We start from the raw sequence: 22367 nt of genomic DNA on the forward strand, positions 1-22367 counted from the left end.
CCTGCCGGGGCGGCCCGTCCGCCCCGGCCCACCCGTTCGGGAGTCACCCGCATGATCGTCTGCCATTGCCAGAACATCAGCGACCGCGACATCGCCGCCGCGATCGACTGGATGCGCGCCGCCGACCCGGCCACGCTCATCACGCCCGGGAAAATTTACCGGGCGTTGGGCAAAAGGGCAGATTGCGGCGGCTGCATGCCGCTCTTCCTCGACTCCATGCGCCGAAGCGATAACCTAGAGGTACCCGTTCACCTCAGGTCGCTGCGCAGCCCGCCGGCGGCCCAAACCCGAAAGGCAGGCGAGTCATGAAGGGCGACGAAAAGGTCATCGACTATCTCAACCGCGCATTGCGCAGCGAATTGACGGCGGTCAGCCAGTACTGGCTGCACTTCCGTCTGCAGGAAGACTGGGGCCTTGGACACATGGCCGCGAAAAGCCGCGAGGAAAGCATCGAAGAGATGCACCACGCGGACAAGCTGATCGCGCGGATCCTGTTCCTGGGCGGCCACCCCAACCTGCAAAAGCTTGATCCCCTGCGGATCGGACAGGACCCCAAGGAAACGCTCGAAGCCGACCTTGCCGCCGAACTCGAGGCGGCGGCGCTGTACCGCGAGGCCCGCGGCTATTGCAACGAGGTCAATGACTACGTGTCGCAGAAATTGTTCGAAGAGTTGTTGGCGGATGAAGAGGGGCATATCGACTTCCTCGAAACCCAGCTCGCGCTTTTCGAAAAGATCGGTGCAGAAAGATATGCTCAGCTCAACGCCAAGCGCATGGACGAGGCCGAATAGGCTCGCCCTCACCCTGGTCCTCGCGGCGACCGCCGCCGGGGCCGCCCCCCTGGACGAACCCCACCTGAAGGTTGTGCCCCGGACAAAGGCGGAGGCGGCGCGCATCGCCGCCGCCACCGGCGCGCCCGCTGCGTTCGACGCGCCGCAACCGTTCGAAGAGAACGGTGGCGGCGCGGCCACCGTGCGGCCCCGCGCCAACGCGGATGCCTTTTCCCAGCCCTCGGCCAATATCGGCTTTGACGGCGAGCTGACGTTCAAGGTCGGCAATGGCCTGTTCAAGAAGCTCTGGGTGTCGGCGCCGTCGTCCACCTTGGCGTCGGACGGTCTCGGGCCGCTCTACAACGCGCGGTCCTGCCAGCGCTGTCACCTCAAGGACGGGCGCGGCCATCCGCCCGAGGGGCCCGATGACAATGCCGTGTCGATGTTCCTGCGCGTCTCGGTCCCCGGCGGGCCGGACATCGCCGAGATCGAAGACTACATCGCCACCAGCCCCGAGCCGAACTACGGCGGGCAGATGCAGGATTTCGCGCTGCCCGGTCTCAAAGCCGAGTATCGGCTGGGTGTGACCTGGGAAGAGATCCCGGTTGAGCTGTCGGGTGGCGAAACCGCCTCGCTGCGCGCGCCCACATGGGCTGCGGAAAACCTTGGTTACGGGCCGCTCGCGCCGGATGCGATGCTCAGCCCCCGTGTCGCGCCGCAGATGATCGGGCTGGGCCTGCTCGAGGCGATCCCGGCCGCCGATATCCTGGCCCAGGCCGACCCGGAGGACGCCGATGGCGACGGCATCTCGGGCCGCGCCAACGTGGTCTGGTCCGAGGAATTCGACATGGCCATGCTCGGCCGTTTCGGCTGGAAGGCCGGGATGCCGACGATCCGCGAACAAAGCGCGGCGGCCTTTTCCGGCGACATCGGCATCTCGACCCCGCTGCACCCCGGCCCCGAAGGCGACTGCATGGTCGCGCAGGAAGACTGCCGGAACGCGCCGCATGGCGACGGCGACGAGCGGGTGACCGAGATCGACGCCGAAGGCCTCGACCTCGTCACCTTCTACAGCCGGAACCTCGCCGTCCCAGCCCGCCGCGACGTCGGCGCGCCGCAGGTGCTGCGCGGGAAAGAGGTGTTCCACGCCACCGGCTGCACCTCGTGCCATACCCCATCCTACGTCACGCACCGGCTTGAGGATCAGCCCGCACAAAGCTTCCAGCTGATCTGGCCCTATACCGACCTGCTGCTGCACGACATGGGAGAGGGGCTGGCCGACCACCGCCCCGAATCCCGCGCCACCGGCATGGAATGGCGCACGCCGCCGCTTTGGGGCATCGGCCTGACCGAGCGGGTGTCGGGTCATACCTATTTCCTGCATGATGGCCGGGCGCGCAACCTGCTCGAAGCCGTGCTCTGGCATGGCGGAGAGGCCGCCGCCGCCCGCGACACCGTCATCTCCCTGCCCGCCGCCGACCGCGCCGCGCTGATCGCCTTTCTGGAGTCCCTGTGATGAAAGCCCTTTCCCTGTCCCTCGTGTTACTGCCCCTGCCGCTTTGGGCCGCCACCCCCGAAGACCGGATCGAAGAGGTGCTGAACCAGCACATCCTGCCCGGGTTCGAAGCCCTCGCCGCGCAGACCGAGGCGCTGAAGACCACCGCGGCCGAGACCTGCGACCCGCAGGCGCCCGCCCTGCGCGACGCCTGGGCCGCCGCCTTCGACGCCTGGCTGGGTGTCAGCCACCTGCGGTTCGGTCCGACCGAGCGGGACGAGCGCGCCTTTGCGCTGGCCTACTGGCCCGACACCAAGGGCTTCACGCCCCGCACGCTCGGATCGCTGATCGACGCGCAAGACCCCGCCGCCGAGACACAGGAGGCGTTCAGCCACGTCTCCATCGCCGCGCGGGGCTTCTACGCGATGGAGCTCCTGCTGTTCGATGACGCCTTCGCGGGCGAGGAGATCGCGGGCTATCGCTGCACGCTGGTGCAGGCCGTGGCGCGCGACATCGATGCCAATGCCGACGCGATCCTTGCCGACTGGCAGGGCGGTTTCGCGGACGACCTGCGCGCCCCCGGCGACGGGGCCTACCGCGACACGAACGAAGTCATGCAGGAGCTTTACGGCGCGCTGACCACGGGGCTGCAGTTCACCTCCGACACCCGCCTTGGCCGCCCCTTGGGCACCTTCGACCGCCCGCGCCCGACACGGGCCGAGGCCTACCGGTCCGAGCGGTCGCAGCGCCATGTCGTTCTGTCGCTCACGGCCCTGCGCGACCTTGCCCTGCATCTTGCTGCCGACGACGCCGAGGTGGCCGAAGAGATGGCCGCGGCCTTCGACCCGGCGATCCAGCGGGCCCAGGAGCTGAACGATCCGACCTTCGCCGGTGTCGCCGACCCGATGGCACGCATCCGGATCGAAGGGCTGCAAACCGAGATCGACGCGATCCGCACCGCCGTGGCCGCCGACCTCGGCCCGGCGCTGGGCGTCACCTCGGGCTTCAACGCGCTGGACGGAGACTGACCATGGCGACGCGACGCGGATTTCTCTCGGGACTGCTGGCTGCGGGCCTGACGCCACTGCCCGGCTGGGCCGATGCCGGCGCGCCGGCCTTCCTGTCGGCGGCGCAGATGCCGGATGGCAGCTACATGCTTGTCGGCCTCGACGGGGCGGGGGCGATCCGCTTTCGCCAGCCGCTCCCCGAGCGCGGCCACGCCGCCGCCGCGCACCCGCTGCGCCCCGAGGCGGTGGCCTTTGCCCGCCGTCCCGGCCGGTTCGCGCTGGTGATCGACTGCGCGGGCGGCGCGCTCAAGGCGACGCTGGACGCGCCCGAGGGGCGGCATTTCTACGGCCACGGGGCGTTTTCGCCCGATGGCGCGCTGCTCTTCACGACCGAGAACGACTACGCCGCCGCGCGCGGGGTGATCGGCGTGTGGGACGTCGCTTCGGGCTACACCCGGATCGACGAGTTCGATTCGGGTGGCACCGGCCCGCACGAGATGCGCCTGATGCCCGACGGCGAGACGCTGGTCATCGCCAATGGCGGGATCGAGACGCACCCGGATGCGGGGCGTGAAAAGCTGAACATCCCCTTCATGAAGCCGAACCTGGCCTATGCCGGTCTCGACGGGCGGCTGGCCGAGGTGGTGGAGCTGCCGCCCGCGCTGAACAAGAACTCGATCCGCCACCTGGCGCTCTCGGGCGATGGCCTGGTCGGCTTCGCGATGCAATGGCAGGGCGATACCCGCGATGCGCCCGCCGTGCTGGGCCTGCACCGGCGCGGGTCTGCGCCGCGCCTGCTGCAAGGCGGCGACCATGCGCGGCTTGAAGGCTACGCAGGCTCTGTCGCCATGACGCCGGACGGGGCCCAGGTGGCGATCAGCTCACCGCGCGGGGGGCTGGTGCAGGTCTTCGATACAAGCTCGGGCGCGCTGCTGCGCGAGGTCGGGATGGCCGATGTCTGCGGGCTGGCCTGCGACGGGGGCGGGTTCCTCGTCACCTCCGGGCTGGGCCGTGTGGGGCGGCTGGGCGAGGCGGGCACGCAGCAGGACCTGCGGTTCGACAACCACCTCGTGCCCGTGGGCTAAGGCGCGGCCGGGCCGGGGTGCCCCGGCCCGTGCGGGTCAGCTGCGCCCCTCGCGCAGCCAGCCGGCAACGATCAGGGCAGAGGCCAGGATCAGCACCAGCCAGGGCGGCAGCAGCGGCATCTGGCGCATGTCCAGCGTCTCATAGGCCTCGCGTGGGGTGAGGCCGATCCAGCCACGCCCGGCGGCGGGTCGCCCTTCGGCCACGTCGCGCAGGACGGGCACGCCCTCCTCGATCCGGCGGATGCCGCCGCGACGTGTCTCGATCAGCGGCTCCATCAACTCGCCCGTGGCGATGGTCTGCTCGAATTCGCGCGGGGCCGAGGGGCCAAGGCCGATCACCGCCTCCTGCTCGCCATTGGCCAGCCGGTAGAGCCCGATCTCGGGCCCCTCGTAGAGCGTTTCGAACCGGCCCGGCGCGACCTCTTCCAGCGGCAGCGTGACCTCTTCGCCCGAAGGGGTGGTGATCACGACCGGCGGCACGGTCTCGTCCAGCGTGCGGCGGATGATGCGCATGGTCCGGCCGGTCGGCTCGGCCCACAGCGCCTCTTCCTCCAGCTCGGGCTCCTTCATCATCCAGTGTGCCAGACGGCGCAGCAGTTCCAGCTGCGGCCCGCCGCCGTCATAGCCGCGATCCCAAAGCCAGGCCTGGTCCGAGGCCAGCAGCGCCACGCGGCCCTCGCCCTCTCGGTTGAGGATCAGCAGCGGGTTGTCCTCGGCCCCGGTCATGACGATGTCGCCGGCGGTCGCGTCCATCTCGACCTGGCGCAGCCAGCGGCCCCAGTCCTCGGGGCCAGTCAGGCCCGCGGTCACTGGGTGCCGTTTGCCCACGTCGGTGACGGTCGGCAGATACTCCTGCTCAAGCACCCGCGCGGTCGGCCCGGCAGGCAGCGCTTCGCCCAGGGGCGAGCGGTAGAGACTGTCGGCACTGGCGAAATCCGGCCCGGCGGCGACCAGCACGGCCCCGCCATCGCGGATGTAACGGCTGACGTTGTCGAGGTAGATCGACGGCAGGATCCCGCGCCGCTTGTAGCGGTCGAAGATGATCAGGTCGAATTCGTCGATCTTTTCCAGGAACAGCTCGCGCGTCGGAAAGGCGATGAGGCTGAGTTCCTCGACCGGGACGCCGTCCTGCTTTTCCGGCGGACGCAGGATGGTGAAATGCACCAGGTCCACGGAACTGTCGGATTTCAAGAGGTTGCGCCAGGTGCGCCCGCCCGGGTGCGGCTCGCCCGAGACCAGCAGCACGCGCAGTCGGTCGCGCACGCCGTTGATCTGCACGAGGGCGGTGTTGTTGCGGTCGGTCAGCTCTCCGTCCGCCTGCGGGACGGTGAACTGGATCACGTTGCGCCCGCCATGGGGCAGCACGATCGGCAGTTCGATGTCCTGGCCGATGGGCATGGCGAATTGCTGCGGCTCTTCGCCGTCGATCGAGATCTGCAGGGGGACCGAGACGACGCCTTCGGGCGCCGCGCCGCTGTCCTCGATGCGCAGGGTCAGCGTCACCGGCTCGCCCAGGATGGCGAAGGCGGGGGCGTTCTGGACGATGAGGCGGCGGTCCCAGTCATCCTCGCGCCCCGTCAGCACCAGGTGCAGCGGGGCGGGCAGGTCGGGCGCGCGGTCGAGATCGTGCAGCCGGCCGTCCGACAGGGCGATCAGCCCGGCGATGCGGCCGCGCGGTTCCTCGGCCAGCGCAGTGTTGAGCGCGGTCATCAGCTGGGTGCCGCTGTCGCCCTCGCCATCGCCTACGGGGATGCGCCGCACCTCGGTGTTGGGACGTGCCGCCAGCCGCGCGGCCAGCGTATCGGCGGCGGTTTGCGTCTGGTCCGGGCGGTCGGAAAGCGACTGGCTGGCGCTGCGATCCTCGAGCATCAGCACGATGTCCGACAGCGGCGCGCGGTCTTCCTGCCGGAAGGCGGGCTGCGCCAACGCGCCGAGGATCACGAGGCCCGCAAGGCCCCGCAGCGCCCAGCCCGAGAGCCCGCGCCAGGCGGCCAGCACCGTGCCCGCCAGCACCAGCGCGGCCAGCACGGCCAGCACCGGCCAGGCCAGCATCGGGTCGAAGATCACGGCATCGGTCATTGGCCCAGCCTGTCCAGCAGCGCAGGCACGTGCACCTGGTCGGATTTGTAATTGCCCGTGAGCACGTGCATCACGAGGTTCACGCCGAAGCGCATCGCCAGCTCACGCTGCCGTTCGCCGGCGAAACCGCGGCCCACGGGGTACATCGGCAGGCCCGAGTCGGTGACTGCCCAGGCCGAGGCCCAGTCATTCCCGCCGATCACCACCGGGGTCACGCCGTCGTTGAGGTTGCGGAAGGGCATGCCTTCGATCTGTTCCGCATCGGGCGGCGCGGCCTCGACCCAGACGCCGCGGCCGGCGTAGCGGCCGGGGAAGTCCTGGAGCAGGTAGAAGGCGCGGGTCAGCACGTGGTCGGTCGGAACCGGTTCCAGCGCGGGGATGTCCAGCGGCGCGGCCAGCGCCTGCAGCTTGCGCCCGTTCGGGCTGGCCGTGCCGAACCCGGCCACGTCCGCATCGCGGGTGTCGAACAGGATAAGGCCACCGGACCGCAGGTAGGCGTTCAGCTTGACATAGGCGTCCTCGGACGGGGTCGGCTGGTCCGGGGTGATCGGCCAATAGAGCATCGGGTAGAAGGCCAGCTCGTCCGTCTCGAGGTTGACGGCGACGGGGTCGGCCGGTTCGACCGAGGTGCGGAAGAACAGCGTGTCCGACAGGCCCTTGAGGCCCGCTTGCGCGGTTTCGTCCAGCGTGGAATCGCCGGTGATGACATGGGCCAGCCGCATCTCGGCGGTCGCCTCGATCGGGTCGATCCCTTGCGCGCGCAGCTCGCCCATGGGCAGGGCGGCGGCCAGTAGGACCACCGCCGTGGCCCCGCGCAACCGGCCCGACAGGGCGAGCGAGGCGATGATGTCGACCAGCAGCAGCACCAGCGCGGCGGCCAGAAGGACGCCGGCCAGCGGCAGTTCGGCCGCGCGGACGAGGCCCTGCACGGGGATGCGGGCCGGCCATTCGGTGGCCGCGAGGGTCGTGTCGGAGCCGATCACGTTGCGCGCGATGCGGCGGTCCTCGCCCTCGTAGACGCCGGGCAGCAGGGACGGGCCCAGCGGATCGGCGGCCAGCGCCGCGCCATCGACGCCGGGCATTGTCCCTGCGTCGCGCAAGCTGCCGTCGGCGTTCAGCACCGAGACCGGCTGCCAGACCGAGCCTTCCAGCTCGGCCGCCTCGGGCGCGGTGGTGACCGAGGTCACGGCCAGCCGTTCCAGCATCTGCACGAAGAGGCCCGACAGTGGCAGTGAGGACCATTCGGCATTCGCGGTCACATGCATCAGCACCACTTGCCCGTCGCCGATCCGCTTGCGCGTCACCAGCGGCGTGCCGTCGGTCAACTGGGCGATCACACGCTCGGCCAGGGTCGGGTCGGGCTGGGCCATGACCTGCGCGGTCACCGTCACGTCATCGGGCACGGGCAGGCCGTAGAAGGGGCTCTCCTCGGGGAAGGGGGCGAGGGTCTTGGGCTCGCCCCAGCTCATCGCGCCGCCGACGCTGCGGCCGCCTGCGCGCAGGCGCACGGGCATCAGCGGGTCCTCGGCGGTGCGGCTGACGTCGCTGGCGGCCAGGCGCGGCCCGGCAAAGCGCAGCAGCATGCCGCCCTTGTCCAGCCAGTCGAGCAGGGCGTCTTCCTCGCCCTCGGTGAGCGTGGCGACGTCCGCCAGCACGATCACGTCGGGATTGGCGGGCAGGATGTCCATCAGGTTGCCGTCGAGGATATCGGCCGTGGGCGCCAGAGCCTTGTGCAGGAAGTGCAGCGGCGACAGCAGCTCAAGCCCCTCGCGGTCGTCACGGCCGGCGATCAGCGCGACTTCGCGGCGGCGCAGGCTGTCGTCGGAAAGGCTCACCGCGCCGGCGCTGCGCTGGTTCTCGACCTCGAACTGTGTGATCCGGCCGCGCAGTTCGGCGGGCAGGGACAGGGCGACCTGCGCCTCAGTTTCGCCAGCCTCGAAGGTCAGCGGGACGGAGGCCAGCACCCGCTCGACCCCCGACGGGTCGGGGCCGCGGGCGGCGATCATCACCTCGGAGGTGCCATCGGCGCGGTTGCGCAGGGCCGAGAGCTGCACCGCGCCGTCCTCGAAGGTGGCGGGCTTGAGGCCGACGATGTCGCGCGCCGATTCCACCACGCGGACCGATCCGCGCTGTTCCAGCGTGGCCAGCAGCGCGTCGCGCCCGTCGCGGGCGAGGCCATCGGACAGCCAGAGCGTGTCGAAATCGTCGTCGCCCAGCATGTCGCCGATGTTCTGCATCGTCTCGGGCAGCGGCTCCCACGGCAGGGGCGCAAGGCCGGGCAGGCGGCCCTGCCAGCTGTCGGCGGTGCGGAAGGCGGGCGCCTCGGGGTCCGTCAGGCGCAGCATGGCGACGGTGCGGCCGTTGCGGCCCGCTTCGGACAACACGCCGGCCAGCACCTCTTGCGATTGCGGCCAGCTGGCGGCCGAGGCCCAGCTGGCATCCATCACCACCAGCAGCGGACCGGACCCGGCCTCTTCGGTATCGGGGTTCAGAACGGGGCCCGAGAGGCCGATAATGACTGCCGCGACCGCCAGCATCCGCAGCAGCAGCAGCCACCAGGGCGTGCGGTCGCTGACCTGGTCGTCGTCGGTGAGGCCTAGCAGCAGCGCCACGCCGGGAAAGCGGCGGCGGATCGGCGCGGGCGGGATGGCGCGCAGGATGATCCAGAGGATCGGCAGCGCGGCAAGGCCCAGCAGCAGCCAGGGCGAGGTGAACCCGATGAGACCGAACAGCGTCATCCGCGCCCTCCGTCAAGCGCCTGCCAGAGCCAGAGAAGCCCCTCTTGCGCCGTGTGATCCGTGTGATGGGTGCCAAAGCGCCAGGAGGTGACGTGGCAGATCTCCTGCAACCGCGCGCGGCGTTCTGCGAGGCGTTGAAGGTAGCGGTCGCGCAGCTCTCCGGCCTTCAGCGTTTCGTGCCGCAGCGACCCGCCCATGGATTCGAAGATCGCGCGGCCGTCGTAGGGGAACGCCTCTTCGACCGGGTCGAGCACCTGCAAGAGCACCCCGCGCACGCCGCGGTCGGCAGCCTTGGTCAGTGCCGCCTCGATCGCGTCGATGTCGCCAAGGAAGTCCGAGATGAACACTGCCCGGGCATGGGGCAGCATCGCCCGCGCCTCGGGGGCGGCGTAATCGTCGGGGGCGTCCTTGGAAAAGAACTCGGCCAGCCGCAGGACCTGCAACTCGCCCCGGCGCGGCGGCAGAAGGCCCCCGGTCAGGCCCACCCGTTCGCCCGAGCGGATCAGCAGGATCCCCAGCGCCAGCGACATCAGCCGCGCGCGGTCGGCCTTTTCCTGGCGGTCCTTGTGACCCGAAAAGCGCATCGAGGCCGCCTGGTCGCACCAGAGCATCACCGATTGCGCGATCTGCCATTCCTTTTCGCGCACGAACTGTTCGTCCGACCGGCCCGATCGGCGCCAGTCGATCATGCGGCGCATGTCGCCCTCGCGCACGGGGCGGTATTGCCAGAAATCGTCGCCCAGCCCCGACCGCCGCCGGCCGTGTTCGCCCAGCAGGACGGTGCCGGCCAATTGCTCGGCCCGCGCCAGCAGCGGCGGAAGGACGGCGGCCTCTGCCTCCGCCCGGACACGAAGCTGGGTGACGTTGCTCACGCGGCGGCCCCGACCCGGGTGATCTGCGCCACCGTTTCGTCGATGAGATCGGTGAGGCTGTCGCCCCGCGCCCGCGCGGCGAACCGCAGCGACATGCGGTGCGACAGGACCGGGCGGGCCATGTCGATCACGTCCTCGACGGACGGCGCGAGGCGCCCCTGCAACAACGCACGGGCGCGCACGGTCAGCATCAGCGCCTGCGCGGCACGCGGGCCGGGGCCCCAGGCGACCGTATCCTTGACGCGCTGGCCGGCGGTCTCGTCATCGGGTCGGAAGGCGCGGACCAGATCGAGGATCGTCTCGACCACTGCGTCGCCCACCGGCATCCGCCGCAGCAGCTGCTGTGCGGCGATCAGCTCTTCGGCGGTGAAGACGGGGCGAACTTCTCCGGTCTCGACGCCGGTGGTGGCCAGCAGGATGTCCCGTTCGGTCTTGCGGTCGGGATAGGTCACGTCGACCTGCAGCAGGAAGCGGTCAAGCTGCGCCTCGGGCAGGGGGTAGGTCCCCTCCTGCTCGATCGGGTTCTGCGTGGCGAGCACGTGGAAGGGCGCGCCCAAGGGGCGCGTCTCGCCGCCCACGGTCACGACCTTTTCCTGCATCGCCTGCAACAGCGCCGATTGCGTCCGCGGGCTGGCGCGGTTGATCTCGTCCGCCATCAAGAGCTGGCAGAAGATCGGGCCGGGGATAAACTTGAAGCTGCGCCCGCCATTGGCCGCCGTTTCGAGCACTTCCGACCCCAGAATGTCCGCCGGCATCAGATCGGGCGTGAACTGGATGCGGTTGCCGTTCAGCCCCATCACCGTGCTCAGCGTCTCGACCAGCAGGGTCTTGCCCAGACCCGGCAGGCCGATCAGCAGCGCATGTCCGCCGCAGAGCAGCGACGACAGGACAAGGTCCACGATCCGCTCCTGCCCGATGAAGCGTCCGGTGATCGATTGCCGCGCCTCGGCCAGTTTCGCCTCTAGCGCCTCGATCTCGGCCACCAGGTCCTCGCTCATGACATCGCTCCTGAAGTCTCTATATGGTAAGGGAACACTATCGCGCCGAGGGAGAATGGCAAAACCAATGAGCGCACAAAAGATCGTGACACCTGATGCCGAGGGCCTCGCGGCCCATGCGAAAAAGGCCACCAAGGGCGGGCTGCCGCCCGTTCACAAGTGGAATCCGCCGTTTTGCGGCGATCTGGACATGCGGATCGCGCGGGATGGCACATGGTTCTACCTCGGGACGCCGATAGGGCGTTTCGAATTGGTGCGCCTATTTTCATCAATTTTGCGTAAAGATGACGAGGACTACTTTCTGGTCACCCCGGTCGAAAAGGTGGGAATCACCGTCGACGACGCGCCCTTCGTGGCGGTGGATTTCACGGTGGAGAGCGAGGGGCGGGACCAGCTTCTGACCTTCGAGACCCACGTGGGCGATTTTGCCGCCGCCGGGCCGGACCACCCGATCCGTGTCGAACGCGACCCCGAGACGGGCGAGCCGTCGCCCTACGTGCTGGTGCGCGCCAATCTCGAGGCGCTGATCGACCGCAAGTCCTTCTACCGGATCGTCGATCTTGCGGTGACCGAGTCGCTGGATGGCGAGGACTGGTTCGGCGTCTGGTCCGGCGGGCAGTTCTTTCCGATCATCCCCTCGGCCGAGCTGCCCTCCTGACGGATGCTGACAGGATGCTGTCAGCAGGGGTATGTCATTAAGGGTCATCGACACACAAGGAGATGATCCGATGACCCAAGCATTCGCAGTCTGGACCGAGATCCCGGTCACCGACATGGACAAGGCGATGGCCTTCTACAACGAGGTGTTCGGCTGGTCGCTGACGCTCGACACCTCGGGGCCGAATCCGATGGCGGTCTTCGGCAACAGCGACGGCGTCTGCGGCGGCCACCTTTACCCGGGCAAGCCCTCGGCCGCGGGGCAGGGAAATACCATTCACCTCGCCACGCCCGGCCCGCTCGAGGACGCGATGGCGCGTTGCGACGGGGCGGGCGGCAAGGTCGTGTCGCCGGTAATCGCAATTCCGGTGGGCCGCTTTGCCTATGCGCTGGACCCCGACGGCAATTCCATCGGCCTCTTCGAAGCCAAGGCCGCCTGATGCGCCGGGCCGACCGCCTGTTCCAGATCGTGCAATACCTGCGCGGCGGTCGGCTGATCACGGCCGAGACGCTGGCCACGCGGCTCGAGGTCAGCAAACGCACCATCTACCGCGACGTGGCAGACCTGATCGGCTCCGGCGTGCCCATCGAAGGCGAGGCCGGGGTCGGTTATGTCATGCGGCAGGGCTATGACGTGCCGCCGCTGATGTTCACCAATGCCGAGATCGTGGCGCTGGTGGCCGGGGCCCGGATGATCCGTGCCTGGGGCGGGGCGGGCATGGCCGCCGCGGCCGAAGAGGCGCTGATCAAGATCGGCTCGGTCCTGCCGGATGGTGCCAAAGCGCGGGCCGAGGCGGTGCAGGTCCATGCGCTGCATATCTCGGGCCTGACGGACGAGGACCGCGCGCGCATCGACCAGATCGAGGACGCCGCCAACCGCCACGTCCGGCTCGACATGGATTATGCCGACGAAAGCGGCACCCCGACCGAACGGGTGATCCGCCCGCTGGGGCTGTGGTTCTGGGGCAAGGTCTGGACGATCATCGCCTGGTGCGAGCTGCGGCAGGATTTCCGCATGTTCCGGCTGGACCGGATCGCGGGGCTGGAAGAGGCGGGGCCGTTCAAGCCCCTCCCCGGCCAGACCTTGCGCGATTTCTACGCGACCGAGGCCTATCGGAACCGGCGCAACCCGCCGCTGGGCTGATCATGTACGGGGCCGGATCGGGCGCATCAGCCCTTCCTGCACCGCCTCGGCCACCAGCCGCCCGTCGCGGGTAAAGAACCGCCCCCGGTTCAGCCCGCGCGCGCCGCCCGACCAGGGGCTGTCCATGTCGTAGAGCAGCCAGTCGTCGAACCGGAAATCCTCGTGCAGCCACAGCGCATGGTCGAGGCTGGCGGTCATGATGTCCGGATCACCGAAGGCCAGCGCATGCGGCACCATCGCCGTGCCCATCAGCGCGAAATCCGACGCAAAGGCCAGCCCCGCCCGGTGCAGCGCCGGATCGTCGGGCATCGGGCCAACGGCCCTGATCCAGACCCGCTGGACCGGCGGGCGCGGGCTGCGGTCGAAGGGCGGGCGCGGGATCACCGGCCGGATCTCGACCGGCTTGGGGCGGCGCAGGAATTCCAGCGTCTCCTCGGGCAGCTGGTCCGCCATCCGCTCGCCCAGCTCGGTCTCGTCCGGCAGGTCCTCGGGGGGCGGGACATCCGGCAGCGGGTCCTGGTGGGACCAGCCGTCCTCGACATGGTGGAACGAGGCGGCGAGGTTCAGGATCGGCTGGCCGTTCTGGATCGCGATGACGCGGCGCGTGGCGAAACTGCGCCCGTCGCGGTCCCGCTCGACCCGGTAAAGGACGGGGGCCGTGGCATCGCCGCCGCGCATGAAATAGGCGTGCAGGGAATGGGCGGGCTTGTCCGGTTCGACCGTCTTGATCGCCGACATCAGCGCCTGGGCGATCACCTGCCCGCCGAAGGTCCGCCCCTTGGCGCCGGGCTGCGGCAACCCGCGAAAGAAGTTCGCCTCGACCGGCTCCACGTCCAGCACCTTGACGAAGGCGTCCAGTATCTCGTTCACGTCCATGCCGTTTCCCTAATGCCCGATCACCGGGGCATTGTCGCAGGCATGGGCGGGAAGTTCCATCTGCAGCGTCGTGTGCCGGACCCGGAACGTTGCGGCCAAGGCGTCGCGGATCGCCTTTCGGGTCACATCCGGGTCGGCGTCGTCGTTCAGCACGATATGCGACTCGAGCGCGACCTCGTGTTCCTGCATGCGCCAGAGGTGCAGGTGGTGGACCGATCCGACCCCGGGCACGGCCTGCAGCGTGCCCAGCACGTCCTCGACCGCCGGATCCTCGGGCGCGGCCAGCATCAGCACCTGCACGGCGGGTTTCAGGCCCAGCCAGGAATGCCAGAGGATATAGCCCGAGATGCCCAGCGTGATGATCGGATCGACCAGCCGCCAGTCGTAAAGCAGGATCAGCGTGCCGCCGACGATCACCGCGACCGAGCCCAGCGCATCGGCCACGTTATGCAGGAAAGCCGCGCGGATGTTCATGCTGTCCTTCGACAGGCGGAAGACCAGCAGGGCGGTGACAGTGTCGATCACCAGCGCGATGCCGGCGACGATGACGACGATCCATCCCTCGATCTCGGCCGGGTTCAGCAGCCGCTGCACCCCCTCGGCCGCGAGGTAGAGCGCCACGACGATCAGCGTCACGTAGTTGACGAAGGCGGCGACCACCTCGGCCCGGCCATAACCGAAGGTCATGGCGCTGTCGGCCCCGCGCCGCGCCACCCGGCCGGCGGCAAAGGCGATGACCAGGCTCAGCGCGTCCGAAAGGTTGTGGATCGCATCCGCCACCAGAGCGAGCGAGCCCGAGACGACCCCGGCCACGATCTGCACGACCGTGAGCAGGATGTTGACCCCGATGGCCGCAGCGACGCGGCGGTCGCCGAGATCGGCGTCGGGGTGGTGATGGTCGTGGTGCGAATGATCATGCGGCATGGCGCTCTCCTTGCGAATCGGGTGCGCCTTGACATGTAATCCCTATAGCGACTGTAGCTTCAAGAGGGCCGCGCGATGTTTTCGATAGGGGAGCTGTCCCGTCGCACGGGTGTCAAGGTGACGACGATCCGCTGGTACGAAGGGCAGGGGTTGATCGCCAACGACGGGCGCACGGAGGGCGGCCAGCGCCGCTATTCCCGGCGTGGGCTCGAGCGGCTGGGCTTCATCCGCCATGCGCGGGATCTTGGCCTGCCGCTCGAGGCGATCCGCGCGCTGATCGGGATGGAGGATGGCGACCATGCCTCGGCCCATGCCATCGCCCGCGATCACCTGGAGGGCGTGCGCGACCGCATCGCGCGGCTGAAACGGCTGGAGGCCGAGCTGGAGCGGATCGCGGGGCTGTGCGACGGCGACGGCCCCTGCCGCGTGGTGGAGGCCTTCGGGGACCATGCCCAATGCGAGGGCGCGCATCCGGCCGGGTGATTTGAGTATTTGTGGAATAATGAAAGCAGGGGGTGCGGCCCCCACCGGGCCGAGGCGCGGCCGGGTGGGGTGGATTTGCATATGTGTGGAAAGATGAAAGGCGGGGCCAGGGCGGCCCATCAGGCCCGTCCAGGGGCTAGTGCGCCTCGGCCCAGTTGGCGCCTTGCCCCGCATCGACCACAAGCGGCACGTCGAGTTTGACGATGGGGTCGCAGGCGCTTTCCATCACCTCGCGCGCGGTGGCGATCAGCGGGTCGACCGCGTCCTCGGCCACTTCGAAGATCAGTTCGTCGTGGACCTGGAGGAGCATCCGCGCGTCGATGCCCTGGATCGCGTCGTCCATGCGGATCATGGCGCGGCGGATGATGTCGGCGGCGGTGCCCTGGATCGGCGCGTTGATCGCGGCGCGGCGGGCAAAGCCGGCATGGGGGCCCTTGGCGTTGATCTCGGGTGTGTGGATGACGCGGCCGAACAGCGTCTCGACCCGGTCGTGTTCCTTGGCGAAGGCGACCGTGTCGTCCATGTAATCCTTGATGCCGGGGAAGCGTTCGAAATAGCGGTCGATGAAGCCCTGCGCCTCGGCCCGCGGGATGCGCAGGTTGCGGGCAAGGCCAAAGCCCGAGATGCCGTAGATCACGCCGAAGTTGATCGCCTTGGCCTGGCGGCGCACGTCGGACGTCATCTGGTCCAGCGGCACGCCGAACATTTCCGACGCGGTGGCGGCGTGGATGTCCTGGCCTTCGCGGAAGGCCTGCTTGAGCGCGTCGATATCGGCAATATGGGCGAGGATGCGCAGTTCGATCTGGCTGTAATCGAGGCTGACGATGCGCCGCCCCTCGGGCGCGACGAAGGCCTCGCGGATGCGGCGGCCTTCCTCGGATCGGACGGGGATGTTCTGCAGGTTCGGATCCGTGGACGCCAGCCGCCCGGTGTTGGCCCCGGCGATGGAATAGGACGTGTGCACGCGGCCCGTCTCGGGGTTGATGTGTTCCTGCAGCGCATCGGTATAGGTCGATTTCAGCTTGCTGAGCTGGCGCCAGTCGAGGATCAGCCGCGGCAGTTCATGCACGGTGGCGAGGTCTTCGAGCACGTCGGCCCCGGTGCCATAGGCCCCGGTCTTGGTCTTTTTCGGCGCCTTGCCGTCGGGCAGGGTCAGCGAGAGCTCGTCGAAGAGGATCTCGCCCAGCTGCTTGGGCGAGCCGATGTTGAACTCGCGGCCCGCCTGTTCGGTGATCTCGTGTTCCAGCCCCGCCATCTTCTGCGCGAAGGCGTTGGACATGCGGCTGAGCGTGTCGCGGTCGACCTTGATGCCCGCCATTTCCATCCGCTTCAGCACCGGCACCAGCGGGCGTTCCAGCCCCTCGTAGACGCGGGTGACGCGCTTGCGGTGCAGCTGCGGTTTCAGCAATTCCCAGAGGCGCAGGGTGATGTCGGCATCCTCGGCCGCGTATTCCACGGCCTTTTCGATGGGCACGAGGTCGAAGGTGATCATCGACTTGCCCGAGCCCAGCAGGTCCTTGATCGGGATCGGGGCATGGCCGAGATAGCGTTCGCTCAGCAGGTCCATGCCGTGGCCGTGGATGCCCGCGTGCATGGCGTAGGACATCAGCATGGTGTCGTCGATCGGCGCCACCTCGATCCCGTAGCGGGACAGGATCTTGGCGTCGTATTTCATGTTCTGGCCGATCTTCAGGATCGCCGGATCGGTCAGCACGGGGCGCAGGGCGTCGAGCACCTCGTCCATCGGCAGCTGGCCCTCGGCCGGGGCGTCGTCGGCGAACAGGCCCTCTCCGCCCGAGGCCTTGTGGGCGAGGGGGATATAGCAGGCCTCGCCAGCCGTGACGCAAAGCGAGATGCCGACAAGGTCCACGGTCATCTCGTTGAGGCCCGTGGTCTCGGTGTCGATGGCGACGTAGCCGCGGGCCTTGATCCGCGCGATCCAGGCGTCCAGCGCGGCGCGGTCGCGGACCCATTCGTATTTCGAGGTGTCGAAGGGGATCTCTTCGACCGCCTCCTCGGGCGCGGCATCGGGGGCGGGCTTGTCCTCGATCACCGGGGCGGCGACGCCCATCTGGTCGGCGATGCGCTTGGACAGGGTGCGGAACTCCATCTCGGCCAGGAAGCCCAGCAGTTTGTCGGGGTCGGGATCCTGTACCTCGAGATCGTCGAGGGTGAAGGGCAGCTCCATGTGGCAATCGAGCTGCACGAGCCGCTTCGACAGCAGGATCTGGTCGCGATTGTCGATCAGCGTCTGGCGGCGCTTGGGCTGCTTGATCTCTTCGGCGCGGTCCAGGAGCTCTTCGAGCGAGCCGAATTCGTTGATGAGCAAGGCGGCGGTCTTGATGCCGATGCCGGGCGCGCCGGGCACGTTGTCGACCGAATCGCCGGCCAGCGCCTGCACGTCCACCACCCCCTCGGGGCCGACGCCGAATTTCTCGATCACCCCGTCGCGGTCGATGCGCTTGTTCTTCATCGGGTCGAGCATCTCGACCCCGTCACCCACGAGCTGCATCAGGTCCTTGTCGGAGCTGAGGATCGTGACCTGCCCGCCGGCATCGCGGGCCATGTGGGCGAGGGTGGCCATGATGTCGTCGGCCTCGAAGCCCTCGATTTCCTTGCAGGCGATGTTGAACGCCTCGGTCGCAGCCCGGGTCAGGGGGATCTGCGGGCGCAGGTCCTCGGGCATGGCCTCGCGGTTGGCCTTGTAGAGGTCGTAAAGGTCGTTGCGGAAGGTATGGCTGCCCTTGTCGAAGATCACGGCCACATGGGTCACGTCCCCGGCGGCATTGTTCCCCTCGACGTAGCGCTGGAGCATGTTGCAAAAGCCGCTGACCGCGCCGATGGGCAGCCCGTCGGATTTTCGCGTCAACGGGGGCAGCGCGTGGTAGGCGCGGAAGATGTAGGCCGATCCGTCGATCAGGTGAAGGTGACAGCCTTTGCCGAATGCCATGTCGCGCTCCTTGTGTCCTGGGCCATGGTTTGCCACGGGGCGCGCGCGGGGGCCAGAGGGAAGGCCGTCATTCGGCCTGGAAGAGCCGGTGTGCGAGGGTCACGGAATAGGGCGCCGGAGTCCAGCGGCCAAAGCGCAGGCCCGCGCGGGCCATGACCTCGGCCACCCAGACGTTGCAGGTGCGAAAGAGGTGAAAGCGTTCGGGGCTGGCGAAGAAGGCGTCGGTGGGGCCGAAGCCGGACGCGGCAAAGGTCGGATCGGGGGCGCTGGCGAGGATGGCGCGCTTGAGGCGGTCGTACTCGGCCTGCGTCAGGCGCAGGGTGCGGAGCGGGAGGTCATCGCGGAGCGCGCCGGCGACCGAGACATGCAGCACCGACCCGTCGCCGACGATGCCGCGCAGCACCGCGCCGGGCTGGACGTCGGCATAGGTGCCGGCGGTGGTGTAGAAGGCCGCCGCGCCCCATCCGGCGACGATCCAGCGGGCGCGGGGGTCGTCCACCGGCACGCCGCCCGCGGTCGCAAAGGCGAAATCGGCGCGGGTCGTGCCGTCGGCGGGCAGCAGGAAGTCGTAGTGGATGGGACCGGCCAGTAGGTGGACGGTGACCGGGCCGTCCCCGCCGCCCGTCTCACCGTTGGGGATCGCGGCGCCGATCACGCCGGCGACGGCAAAGCCCCCGAGGACGAGTGCGAGGCCGAGGAAGATGCCACGCAGAAAGGTCCGCAGCTTGCTCAGGCGGCTTTGCCCTCGGCCGATCTGTGCACGTATTTGCAGTCGCAATAGGGGCATTCGACGAAGCCCTCGTCATGCGGGATGGTCAGCCAGACGCGGGGATGGCCCAGCGCGCCTTCGCCGCCGTCGCAGGCGATCTTCCAGCTGTCGACGATCTTGGTTTCCGGGGCTTCGATGGTCATGTCCATGCCTCGTGGCGATATTGCGTTGCGGCGTTTATCCGCGATTGGGCGGGGGCCCGCAAGGGGAGAGGGGGGAAGAGGGGGCCAGCCCCCTCGCCCCGTGCCGGGGCTCACCCCGGAGTTTACGGGCACAATGAAGAGCGGATCGTCACGCCTTGTCGAGCATCCGGCCCAGTGGACGTCCGGCGAGGATGTGGAGGTGGTAATGCGGCACCTCCTGCACGCCGTGGCTGCCGGCATTGGCGATGGTGCGGTAGCCGTCGGCCTGCAGGCCGAGGTCGGCGACGATCCTTGCGACGGTGCGGTGGAAATCCAGCAGCTCGGCATCGCTCGCCTCGGCCATGAAGTGATCGGCGCAGACATAGGCGCCCTTGGGGATCACCAGCACATGGGTCGGCGCCTGCGGGGCGATGTCGTTGAAGGCGAGCGTGTGCTCCGTCTCGGTCACCGTGCTGTTGGGAATCTCGCCGCGCAGGATTTTCGCAAATATGTTATGGTCGTCGTAGGCGTAGGCCATTTTTGTCCTCAGTCGGAAAACAGGTGGTCGGTCCGGGCCAGTTCTAGGGCCTTGTCATGAGAAATCGCAAGGAAGCGTTCGAGCGCGGGCGCGTTCTGTTCCGGCGTGTCGGCCTGGCGCATCTTTTCATGGTGCGGGAAGCCCTGGTCCCGGATGCGGTCGCTTTCGTGGACGATGTCGTTGCGGATGGTCGGCATGAGCCGTTCGAGCGTCTCCTGCGGTGTGCGTTCGCCCGCCAGCCCGACGCGCCTGGCGTGGCCGATGAGGTAGGCGTCGGTAAAGACGCATTCCAGCTCGAGGATCCGCGACACCGAGCGGTCGGAGCAGAAATCCTGCATCAGGTCCACGTTGCCCGGGTCGAGACAGATGATCAGCCGGTCGGTATCGTAATAGTCGAAGAGCATTCGGATCAGCGCCCGCCGGTGGCGGTGCCGCTTGCCCATGGTTGACTGGATGCCGCCGAGGTCCGGCAAGGCCGTGTGCTCTTCGTTGAAGAGGTATTCGATGCAAGGCACGTTCGTCATCTGGCGGATGCGGTCCACCAGGCGTTTCGCCACGTGCCATTTCTTGCACACCACGATCAGCAGCTCGCGTTCGCGGCCGAATGTGCTTTCCGTTTCCCAGAACCGCATGGCGAAGCGCCGCCCCAGCCGGCCCCGATCGACCAGGAACTTGAACAGGCTCCGCCCCTCGTTCGAGATCTGGAACTTCACCCCTTCGGAGGCATAGAGCACCCCGAGCCGGCGCTTGAGCTCGGTCGCCTCGGGGCTGATCTTGCGCGCGAACAGGGCGTCCTGGCTCAGCAGCAGGTCGTAATGGTCGTTGTAGAAAGTCACCGGCATCCCGTAGTCGGTGAACATCAGGAAGGTCAGCGTGCGCGACCGGATCTCCCGTTCCGGGACGATGTGGCGCACGATGGTCTGAAAGAAGGTCTCGTCCGGAATCCAGGTGGTGCGGAAGAAACGCATGACATCCGGGCGCTGGCGGCAGAAATCCAGCACCCATTCGCAGGTGCGGCGGCGCAGGCACCACCACTGGCTGCCGATCATGATCTGCAGGTCCGCCGGGATCTCGCGCGTCAGGCCCAGCCGCATCTGCGCCTGGAACATCGCGTAGAACCGCCGCTTCTGCGTGCGCTCGTTGAACCAGTGGCGGTAGATCAGCCGCTCTTCCTTCCAGCCAGTCTTGATCCAGTCACTGTCGAAATAATCGAAGCTCTCGATGTAATCGACTTCCTCGCGATCCAGGAAATCATGCGCGTATTCGGCCGACTTGATCGCCATGCAATCGCCCGAGAGCATGTAGAAATGCGTGGCCCGCGGAAAGGCATCCACCGCCATCTCGAGCGCGTTGAGCGTCGCCTGCACGAGGGACCATTCCCCCCAGCCGCACTTGATCCGCTTGCGGGCAAAGGTGACGTTGGGGTTCTTGGCCAGAGCCGTGCGGATCTTGTCGTAATCGGCCTTTTTCGCGCGCGCGTCGAAATGGATCGCCATGTAATCGCCGGCCGCGGTCAGCCGCTGCGCCTGCTTGATGATGGCGTCAGGATCCTTGTGACACAGCAGTATGAAGGCAATTTTTGCCATGACGACGCGCGTTTACCTTTCCGGACGGGTCTCATCTACAGGCATAATGGTGAACGAGAGCTGAATAAACCCGGAAAGGACGCGCGCGAAACGGGCTTTCCCTGCTTTTGCCCGCTGTCGTATAAGACCGGCAAAACAAGGGGCAGCAAGGGGCGCACAATGGGATTTCCCGGCACGTGGATGACACAAAGCGAAAGCCTGCTCTACCGGGTGGTGCCGAAATGCGCCTGCTCGACCATCGGGCAGATCATGTTCTATTCCGACCATGGCGAATTCTTCGACGGCGACATCCATGACGCCAAGGAGGGGCTGCACAAATGGGCGCTCGACGACAGCCAGCCGCTGATCGAAGGCAACGTGCGCGACCACCGGACCTTTGCCTTCACCTGCGTGCGCAACCCCTACACGCGCATCCTGTCGTCCTTCTTCGACAAGATCTGCGGCATCCAGCGCAACGGCCGGCGCTATCGCGGCAACCTGGTGCCGATGCTGGTGCAGAAATACGGGATCGAGGTCGGCGGCGAGGACGGCACGGAAGACTTCGACCAGATCCGCAGCTTCCGCCGCTTCCTGCTCTTCGCCCGCGACACCATCCGCTGGCGCCGTCCGATGGACCCGGACATCCACTGGTCGGCCATGTCTGGCCATGTCTCGACCTTCATCGTCAACGGCGGCCGCTACGACAAGATCTTCTGGACAGAAAGCTTCGAGGACGGCATGGGCCAGGTCCTCAACGCGGTGAAGACCAGGGTGCCGGTCGACCTGACCAACATCCCCCGCTTCAACGAAAGCGAAGGCCACGGGCCAAAACGCGCCCACCCGGTCGAGGATTATTTCGACGACCTCTCGATGCACCTGATGTGGGAAATCTACTACCGCGATTTCCGCATGTTCAAATACGATTTCGACAACCCGGCCAACAAGATGCCGGTGGGCGAGATCGACCTCGAGGAAATCCACGCCAAGCTCGGCGAATGACCCCTCGGGGTCCCCGCACCCCCAGCCCTTCATCGTTTTGAAAATACCTCGGGGGAGTCCGCCCTTGGGCGGACGGGGGCAGCGCCCCCAAGCCCGGCCAGTACCAGGCGCCCCGCCCATCTCTTCCTTGGTCCGAAAATACCGCCGGGGGGAGTCGCCGCAGGCGACGGGGGGCTGGCCCCCCCCGCGCCGGCGGCAGCCGGCGCCCCCCCCGCGGCTCGCCCCCCGAGCCGCAACCACCCACAGACCAAGCCCACCGCCGCCAACACCGCCCGGACGTCACCGGCCCGGCGCGG

Annotated in this window: 21 protein-coding genes; 10 read left to right on the top strand and 11 right to left on the bottom strand. The window is 68.1% G+C overall.

Features of this window, described 5'->3' with window-relative positions; translation table 11 throughout:
* Nucleotides 1-51: 51 nt before the first annotated feature.
* The 5 genes from MF270_RS19780 to MF270_RS19800 are packed head-to-tail and all read left to right on the top strand — an operon-like array spanning nucleotide 52 to nucleotide 4357.
* Complete coding sequence (locus MF270_RS19780; RefSeq protein WP_238367511.1) at nucleotides 52-309, top strand: (2Fe-2S)-binding protein; 258 nt, start codon at nucleotides 52-54, stop codon at nucleotides 307-309.
* Nucleotides 306-791 (top strand): bacterioferritin, encoded by a 486-nt coding sequence (bfr, locus tag MF270_RS19785; RefSeq protein WP_238367512.1) that lies wholly within the window; start codon nucleotides 306-308, stop codon nucleotides 789-791. The genes MF270_RS19780 and bfr overlap by 4 nt, the downstream gene beginning before the upstream one ends.
* Nucleotides 751-2286, top strand: a complete 1536-nt coding sequence (locus MF270_RS19790) for a di-heme oxidoreductase family protein (RefSeq protein WP_238367532.1) — start codon at nucleotides 751-753, stop codon at nucleotides 2284-2286. Before bfr ends, MF270_RS19790 begins: the two co-directional genes overlap by 41 nt.
* Nucleotides 2286-3293 (top strand): imelysin family protein, encoded by a 1008-nt coding sequence (locus MF270_RS19795; RefSeq protein WP_238367513.1) that lies wholly within the window; start codon nucleotides 2286-2288, stop codon nucleotides 3291-3293. The genes MF270_RS19790 and MF270_RS19795 overlap by 1 nt, the downstream gene beginning before the upstream one ends.
* 2 nt (nucleotides 3294-3295) lie before the next feature.
* Nucleotides 3296-4357 carry a DUF1513 domain-containing protein gene (locus MF270_RS19800; protein ID WP_238367514.1) on the top strand — a complete coding sequence of 354 codons (1062 nt, stop codon included), beginning with the start codon at nucleotides 3296-3298 and terminating at the stop codon, nucleotides 4355-4357.
* A 36-nt stretch (nucleotides 4358-4393) separates the two neighbouring features.
* Here MF270_RS19800 and MF270_RS19805 read toward each other — a convergent pair whose 3' ends face one another.
* The 4 genes from MF270_RS19805 to MF270_RS19820 are packed head-to-tail and all read right to left on the bottom strand — an operon-like array spanning nucleotide 4394 to nucleotide 11044.
* A complete protein-coding gene (locus tag MF270_RS19805; protein WP_238367515.1) occupies nucleotides 4394-6436 on the bottom strand; it encodes a hypothetical protein in 2043 nt (680 codons plus the stop codon).
* Entirely contained in the window at nucleotides 6433-9174 is a 2742-nt protein-coding gene (locus MF270_RS19810) for a DUF4159 domain-containing protein (RefSeq protein WP_238367516.1), read from the bottom strand. The genes MF270_RS19805 and MF270_RS19810 overlap by 4 nt, the downstream gene beginning before the upstream one ends.
* Nucleotides 9171-10046 carry a DUF58 domain-containing protein gene (locus MF270_RS19815; protein ID WP_238367517.1) on the bottom strand — a complete coding sequence of 292 codons (876 nt, stop codon included), beginning with the start codon at nucleotides 10044-10046 and terminating at the stop codon, nucleotides 9171-9173. Before MF270_RS19815 ends, MF270_RS19810 begins: the two co-directional genes overlap by 4 nt.
* A complete protein-coding gene (locus tag MF270_RS19820) occupies nucleotides 10043-11044 on the bottom strand; it encodes an AAA family ATPase (RefSeq protein WP_238367518.1) in 1002 nt (333 codons plus the stop codon). The genes MF270_RS19815 and MF270_RS19820 overlap by 4 nt, the downstream gene beginning before the upstream one ends.
* A gap of 67 nt (nucleotides 11045-11111) precedes the next feature.
* Between MF270_RS19820 and MF270_RS19825 the strand changes: the two genes are divergently transcribed.
* The 3 genes from MF270_RS19825 (at nucleotide 11112) to MF270_RS19835 (ending at nucleotide 12845) form a co-directional block, all read left to right on the top strand.
* Entirely contained in the window at nucleotides 11112-11702 is a 591-nt protein-coding gene (locus MF270_RS19825; protein ID WP_238367519.1) for a DUF1285 domain-containing protein, read from the top strand.
* 70 nt (nucleotides 11703-11772) lie between these two features.
* Entirely contained in the window at nucleotides 11773-12141 is a 369-nt protein-coding gene (locus tag MF270_RS19830) for a VOC family protein (protein ID WP_238367520.1), read from the top strand.
* Nucleotides 12141-12845, top strand: coding sequence for a helix-turn-helix transcriptional regulator (locus tag MF270_RS19835; protein ID WP_238367521.1), 705 nt, complete (start codon nucleotides 12141-12143; stop codon nucleotides 12843-12845). Before MF270_RS19830 ends, MF270_RS19835 begins: the two co-directional genes overlap by 1 nt.
* Here the strand turns inward: MF270_RS19835 and MF270_RS19840 are convergent, their stop codons facing one another.
* Complete coding sequence (locus MF270_RS19840) at nucleotides 12846-13721, bottom strand: acyl-CoA thioesterase (protein ID WP_238367522.1); 876 nt, start codon at nucleotides 13719-13721, stop codon at nucleotides 12846-12848.
* Nucleotides 13722-13730: 9 nt separating this feature from the next.
* Entirely contained in the window at nucleotides 13731-14645 is a 915-nt protein-coding gene (locus MF270_RS19845) for a cation diffusion facilitator family transporter (protein WP_238367523.1), read from the bottom strand.
* A gap of 75 nt (nucleotides 14646-14720) precedes the next feature.
* Between MF270_RS19845 and MF270_RS19850 the strand changes: the two genes are divergently transcribed.
* Nucleotides 14721-15128 (top strand): MerR family transcriptional regulator, encoded by a 408-nt coding sequence (locus MF270_RS19850; RefSeq protein ID WP_238367524.1) that lies wholly within the window; start codon nucleotides 14721-14723, stop codon nucleotides 15126-15128.
* A gap of 136 nt (nucleotides 15129-15264) precedes the next feature.
* Here MF270_RS19850 and polA read toward each other — a convergent pair whose 3' ends face one another.
* The 5 genes from polA to MF270_RS19875 form a co-directional block, all read right to left on the bottom strand.
* Entirely contained in the window at nucleotides 15265-18078 is a 2814-nt protein-coding gene (polA, locus tag MF270_RS19855) for a DNA polymerase I (protein WP_238367525.1), read from the bottom strand.
* Between the two features lie 67 nt (nucleotides 18079-18145).
* The gene (locus tag MF270_RS19860) at nucleotides 18146-18865 is read right to left on the bottom strand and encodes a DUF2459 domain-containing protein (protein WP_238367526.1); all 720 of its coding nucleotides are present in this window, start codon (nucleotides 18863-18865) and stop codon (nucleotides 18146-18148) included.
* Nucleotides 18808-18990 carry a zinc-finger domain-containing protein gene (locus tag MF270_RS19865; RefSeq protein ID WP_238367527.1) on the bottom strand — a complete coding sequence of 61 codons (183 nt, stop codon included), beginning with the start codon at nucleotides 18988-18990 and terminating at the stop codon, nucleotides 18808-18810. The genes MF270_RS19860 and MF270_RS19865 overlap by 58 nt, the downstream gene beginning before the upstream one ends.
* A 148-nt stretch (nucleotides 18991-19138) precedes the next feature.
* Nucleotides 19139-19507: a histidine triad nucleotide-binding protein gene (locus tag MF270_RS19870; RefSeq protein WP_238367528.1), complete on the bottom strand. Its 369-nt coding sequence runs from the start codon at nucleotides 19505-19507 to the stop codon at nucleotides 19139-19141.
* A gap of 8 nt (nucleotides 19508-19515) precedes the next feature.
* A complete protein-coding gene (locus MF270_RS19875) occupies nucleotides 19516-21093 on the bottom strand; it encodes a DUF5928 domain-containing protein (RefSeq protein WP_238367529.1) in 1578 nt (525 codons plus the stop codon).
* 159 nt (nucleotides 21094-21252) lie between these two features.
* On the opposite strand from MF270_RS19875, the gene MF270_RS19880 reads away from it, so the two are divergent.
* Nucleotides 21253-22071: a sulfotransferase family protein gene (locus tag MF270_RS19880; RefSeq protein WP_238367530.1), complete on the top strand. Its 819-nt coding sequence runs from the start codon at nucleotides 21253-21255 to the stop codon at nucleotides 22069-22071.
* Nucleotides 22072-22367: the final 296 nt, after the last annotated feature.

It is taken from the genome of Mesobacterium pallidum (assembly GCF_019966535.1).
Taxonomy (GTDB): domain Bacteria; phylum Pseudomonadota; class Alphaproteobacteria; order Rhodobacterales; family Rhodobacteraceae; genus Mesobacterium; species Mesobacterium pallidum.

Excerpts from the sequence above, each read along its gene's own strand:
- MF270_RS19780 (WP_238367511.1), top strand. The coding sequence starts at position 52 with ATGATCGTCTGCCATTGCCAGAACATCAGCGACCGCGACATCGCCGCC.
- bfr (WP_238367512.1), top strand. The coding sequence starts at position 306 with ATGAAGGGCGACGAAAAGGTCATCGACTATCTCAACCGCGCATTGCGC.
- MF270_RS19790 (WP_238367532.1), top strand. The coding sequence starts at position 751 with ATGCTCAGCTCAACGCCAAGCGCATGGACGAGGCCGAATAGGCTCGCC.
- MF270_RS19795 (WP_238367513.1), top strand. The coding sequence starts at position 2,286 with ATGAAAGCCCTTTCCCTGTCCCTCGTGTTACTGCCCCTGCCGCTTTGG.
- MF270_RS19800 (WP_238367514.1), top strand. The coding sequence starts at position 3,296 with ATGGCGACGCGACGCGGATTTCTCTCGGGACTGCTGGCTGCGGGCCTG.
- MF270_RS19805 (WP_238367515.1), bottom strand. The coding sequence starts at position 6,436 with ATGACCGATGCCGTGATCTTCGACCCGATGCTGGCCTGGCCGGTGCTG.
- MF270_RS19810 (WP_238367516.1), bottom strand. The coding sequence starts at position 9,174 with ATGACGCTGTTCGGTCTCATCGGGTTCACCTCGCCCTGGCTGCTGCTG.
- MF270_RS19820 (WP_238367518.1), bottom strand. The coding sequence starts at position 11,044 with ATGAGCGAGGACCTGGTGGCCGAGATCGAGGCGCTAGAGGCGAAACTG.
- MF270_RS19825 (WP_238367519.1), top strand. The coding sequence starts at position 11,112 with ATGAGCGCACAAAAGATCGTGACACCTGATGCCGAGGGCCTCGCGGCC.
- MF270_RS19830 (WP_238367520.1), top strand. The coding sequence starts at position 11,773 with ATGACCCAAGCATTCGCAGTCTGGACCGAGATCCCGGTCACCGACATG.
- MF270_RS19835 (WP_238367521.1), top strand. The coding sequence starts at position 12,141 with ATGCGCCGGGCCGACCGCCTGTTCCAGATCGTGCAATACCTGCGCGGC.
- MF270_RS19840 (WP_238367522.1), bottom strand. The coding sequence starts at position 13,721 with ATGGACGTGAACGAGATACTGGACGCCTTCGTCAAGGTGCTGGACGTG.
- MF270_RS19845 (WP_238367523.1), bottom strand. The coding sequence starts at position 14,645 with ATGCCGCATGATCATTCGCACCACGACCATCACCACCCCGACGCCGAT.
- MF270_RS19850 (WP_238367524.1), top strand. The coding sequence starts at position 14,721 with ATGTTTTCGATAGGGGAGCTGTCCCGTCGCACGGGTGTCAAGGTGACG.
- polA (WP_238367525.1), bottom strand. The coding sequence starts at position 18,078 with ATGGCATTCGGCAAAGGCTGTCACCTTCACCTGATCGACGGATCGGCC.
- MF270_RS19860 (WP_238367526.1), bottom strand. The coding sequence starts at position 18,865 with ATGCCCCTATTGCGACTGCAAATACGTGCACAGATCGGCCGAGGGCAA.
- MF270_RS19865 (WP_238367527.1), bottom strand. The coding sequence starts at position 18,990 with ATGACCATCGAAGCCCCGGAAACCAAGATCGTCGACAGCTGGAAGATC.
- MF270_RS19870 (WP_238367528.1), bottom strand. The coding sequence starts at position 19,507 with ATGGCCTACGCCTACGACGACCATAACATATTTGCGAAAATCCTGCGC.
- MF270_RS19875 (WP_238367529.1), bottom strand. The coding sequence starts at position 21,093 with ATGGCAAAAATTGCCTTCATACTGCTGTGTCACAAGGATCCTGACGCC.
- MF270_RS19880 (WP_238367530.1), top strand. The coding sequence starts at position 21,253 with ATGGGATTTCCCGGCACGTGGATGACACAAAGCGAAAGCCTGCTCTAC.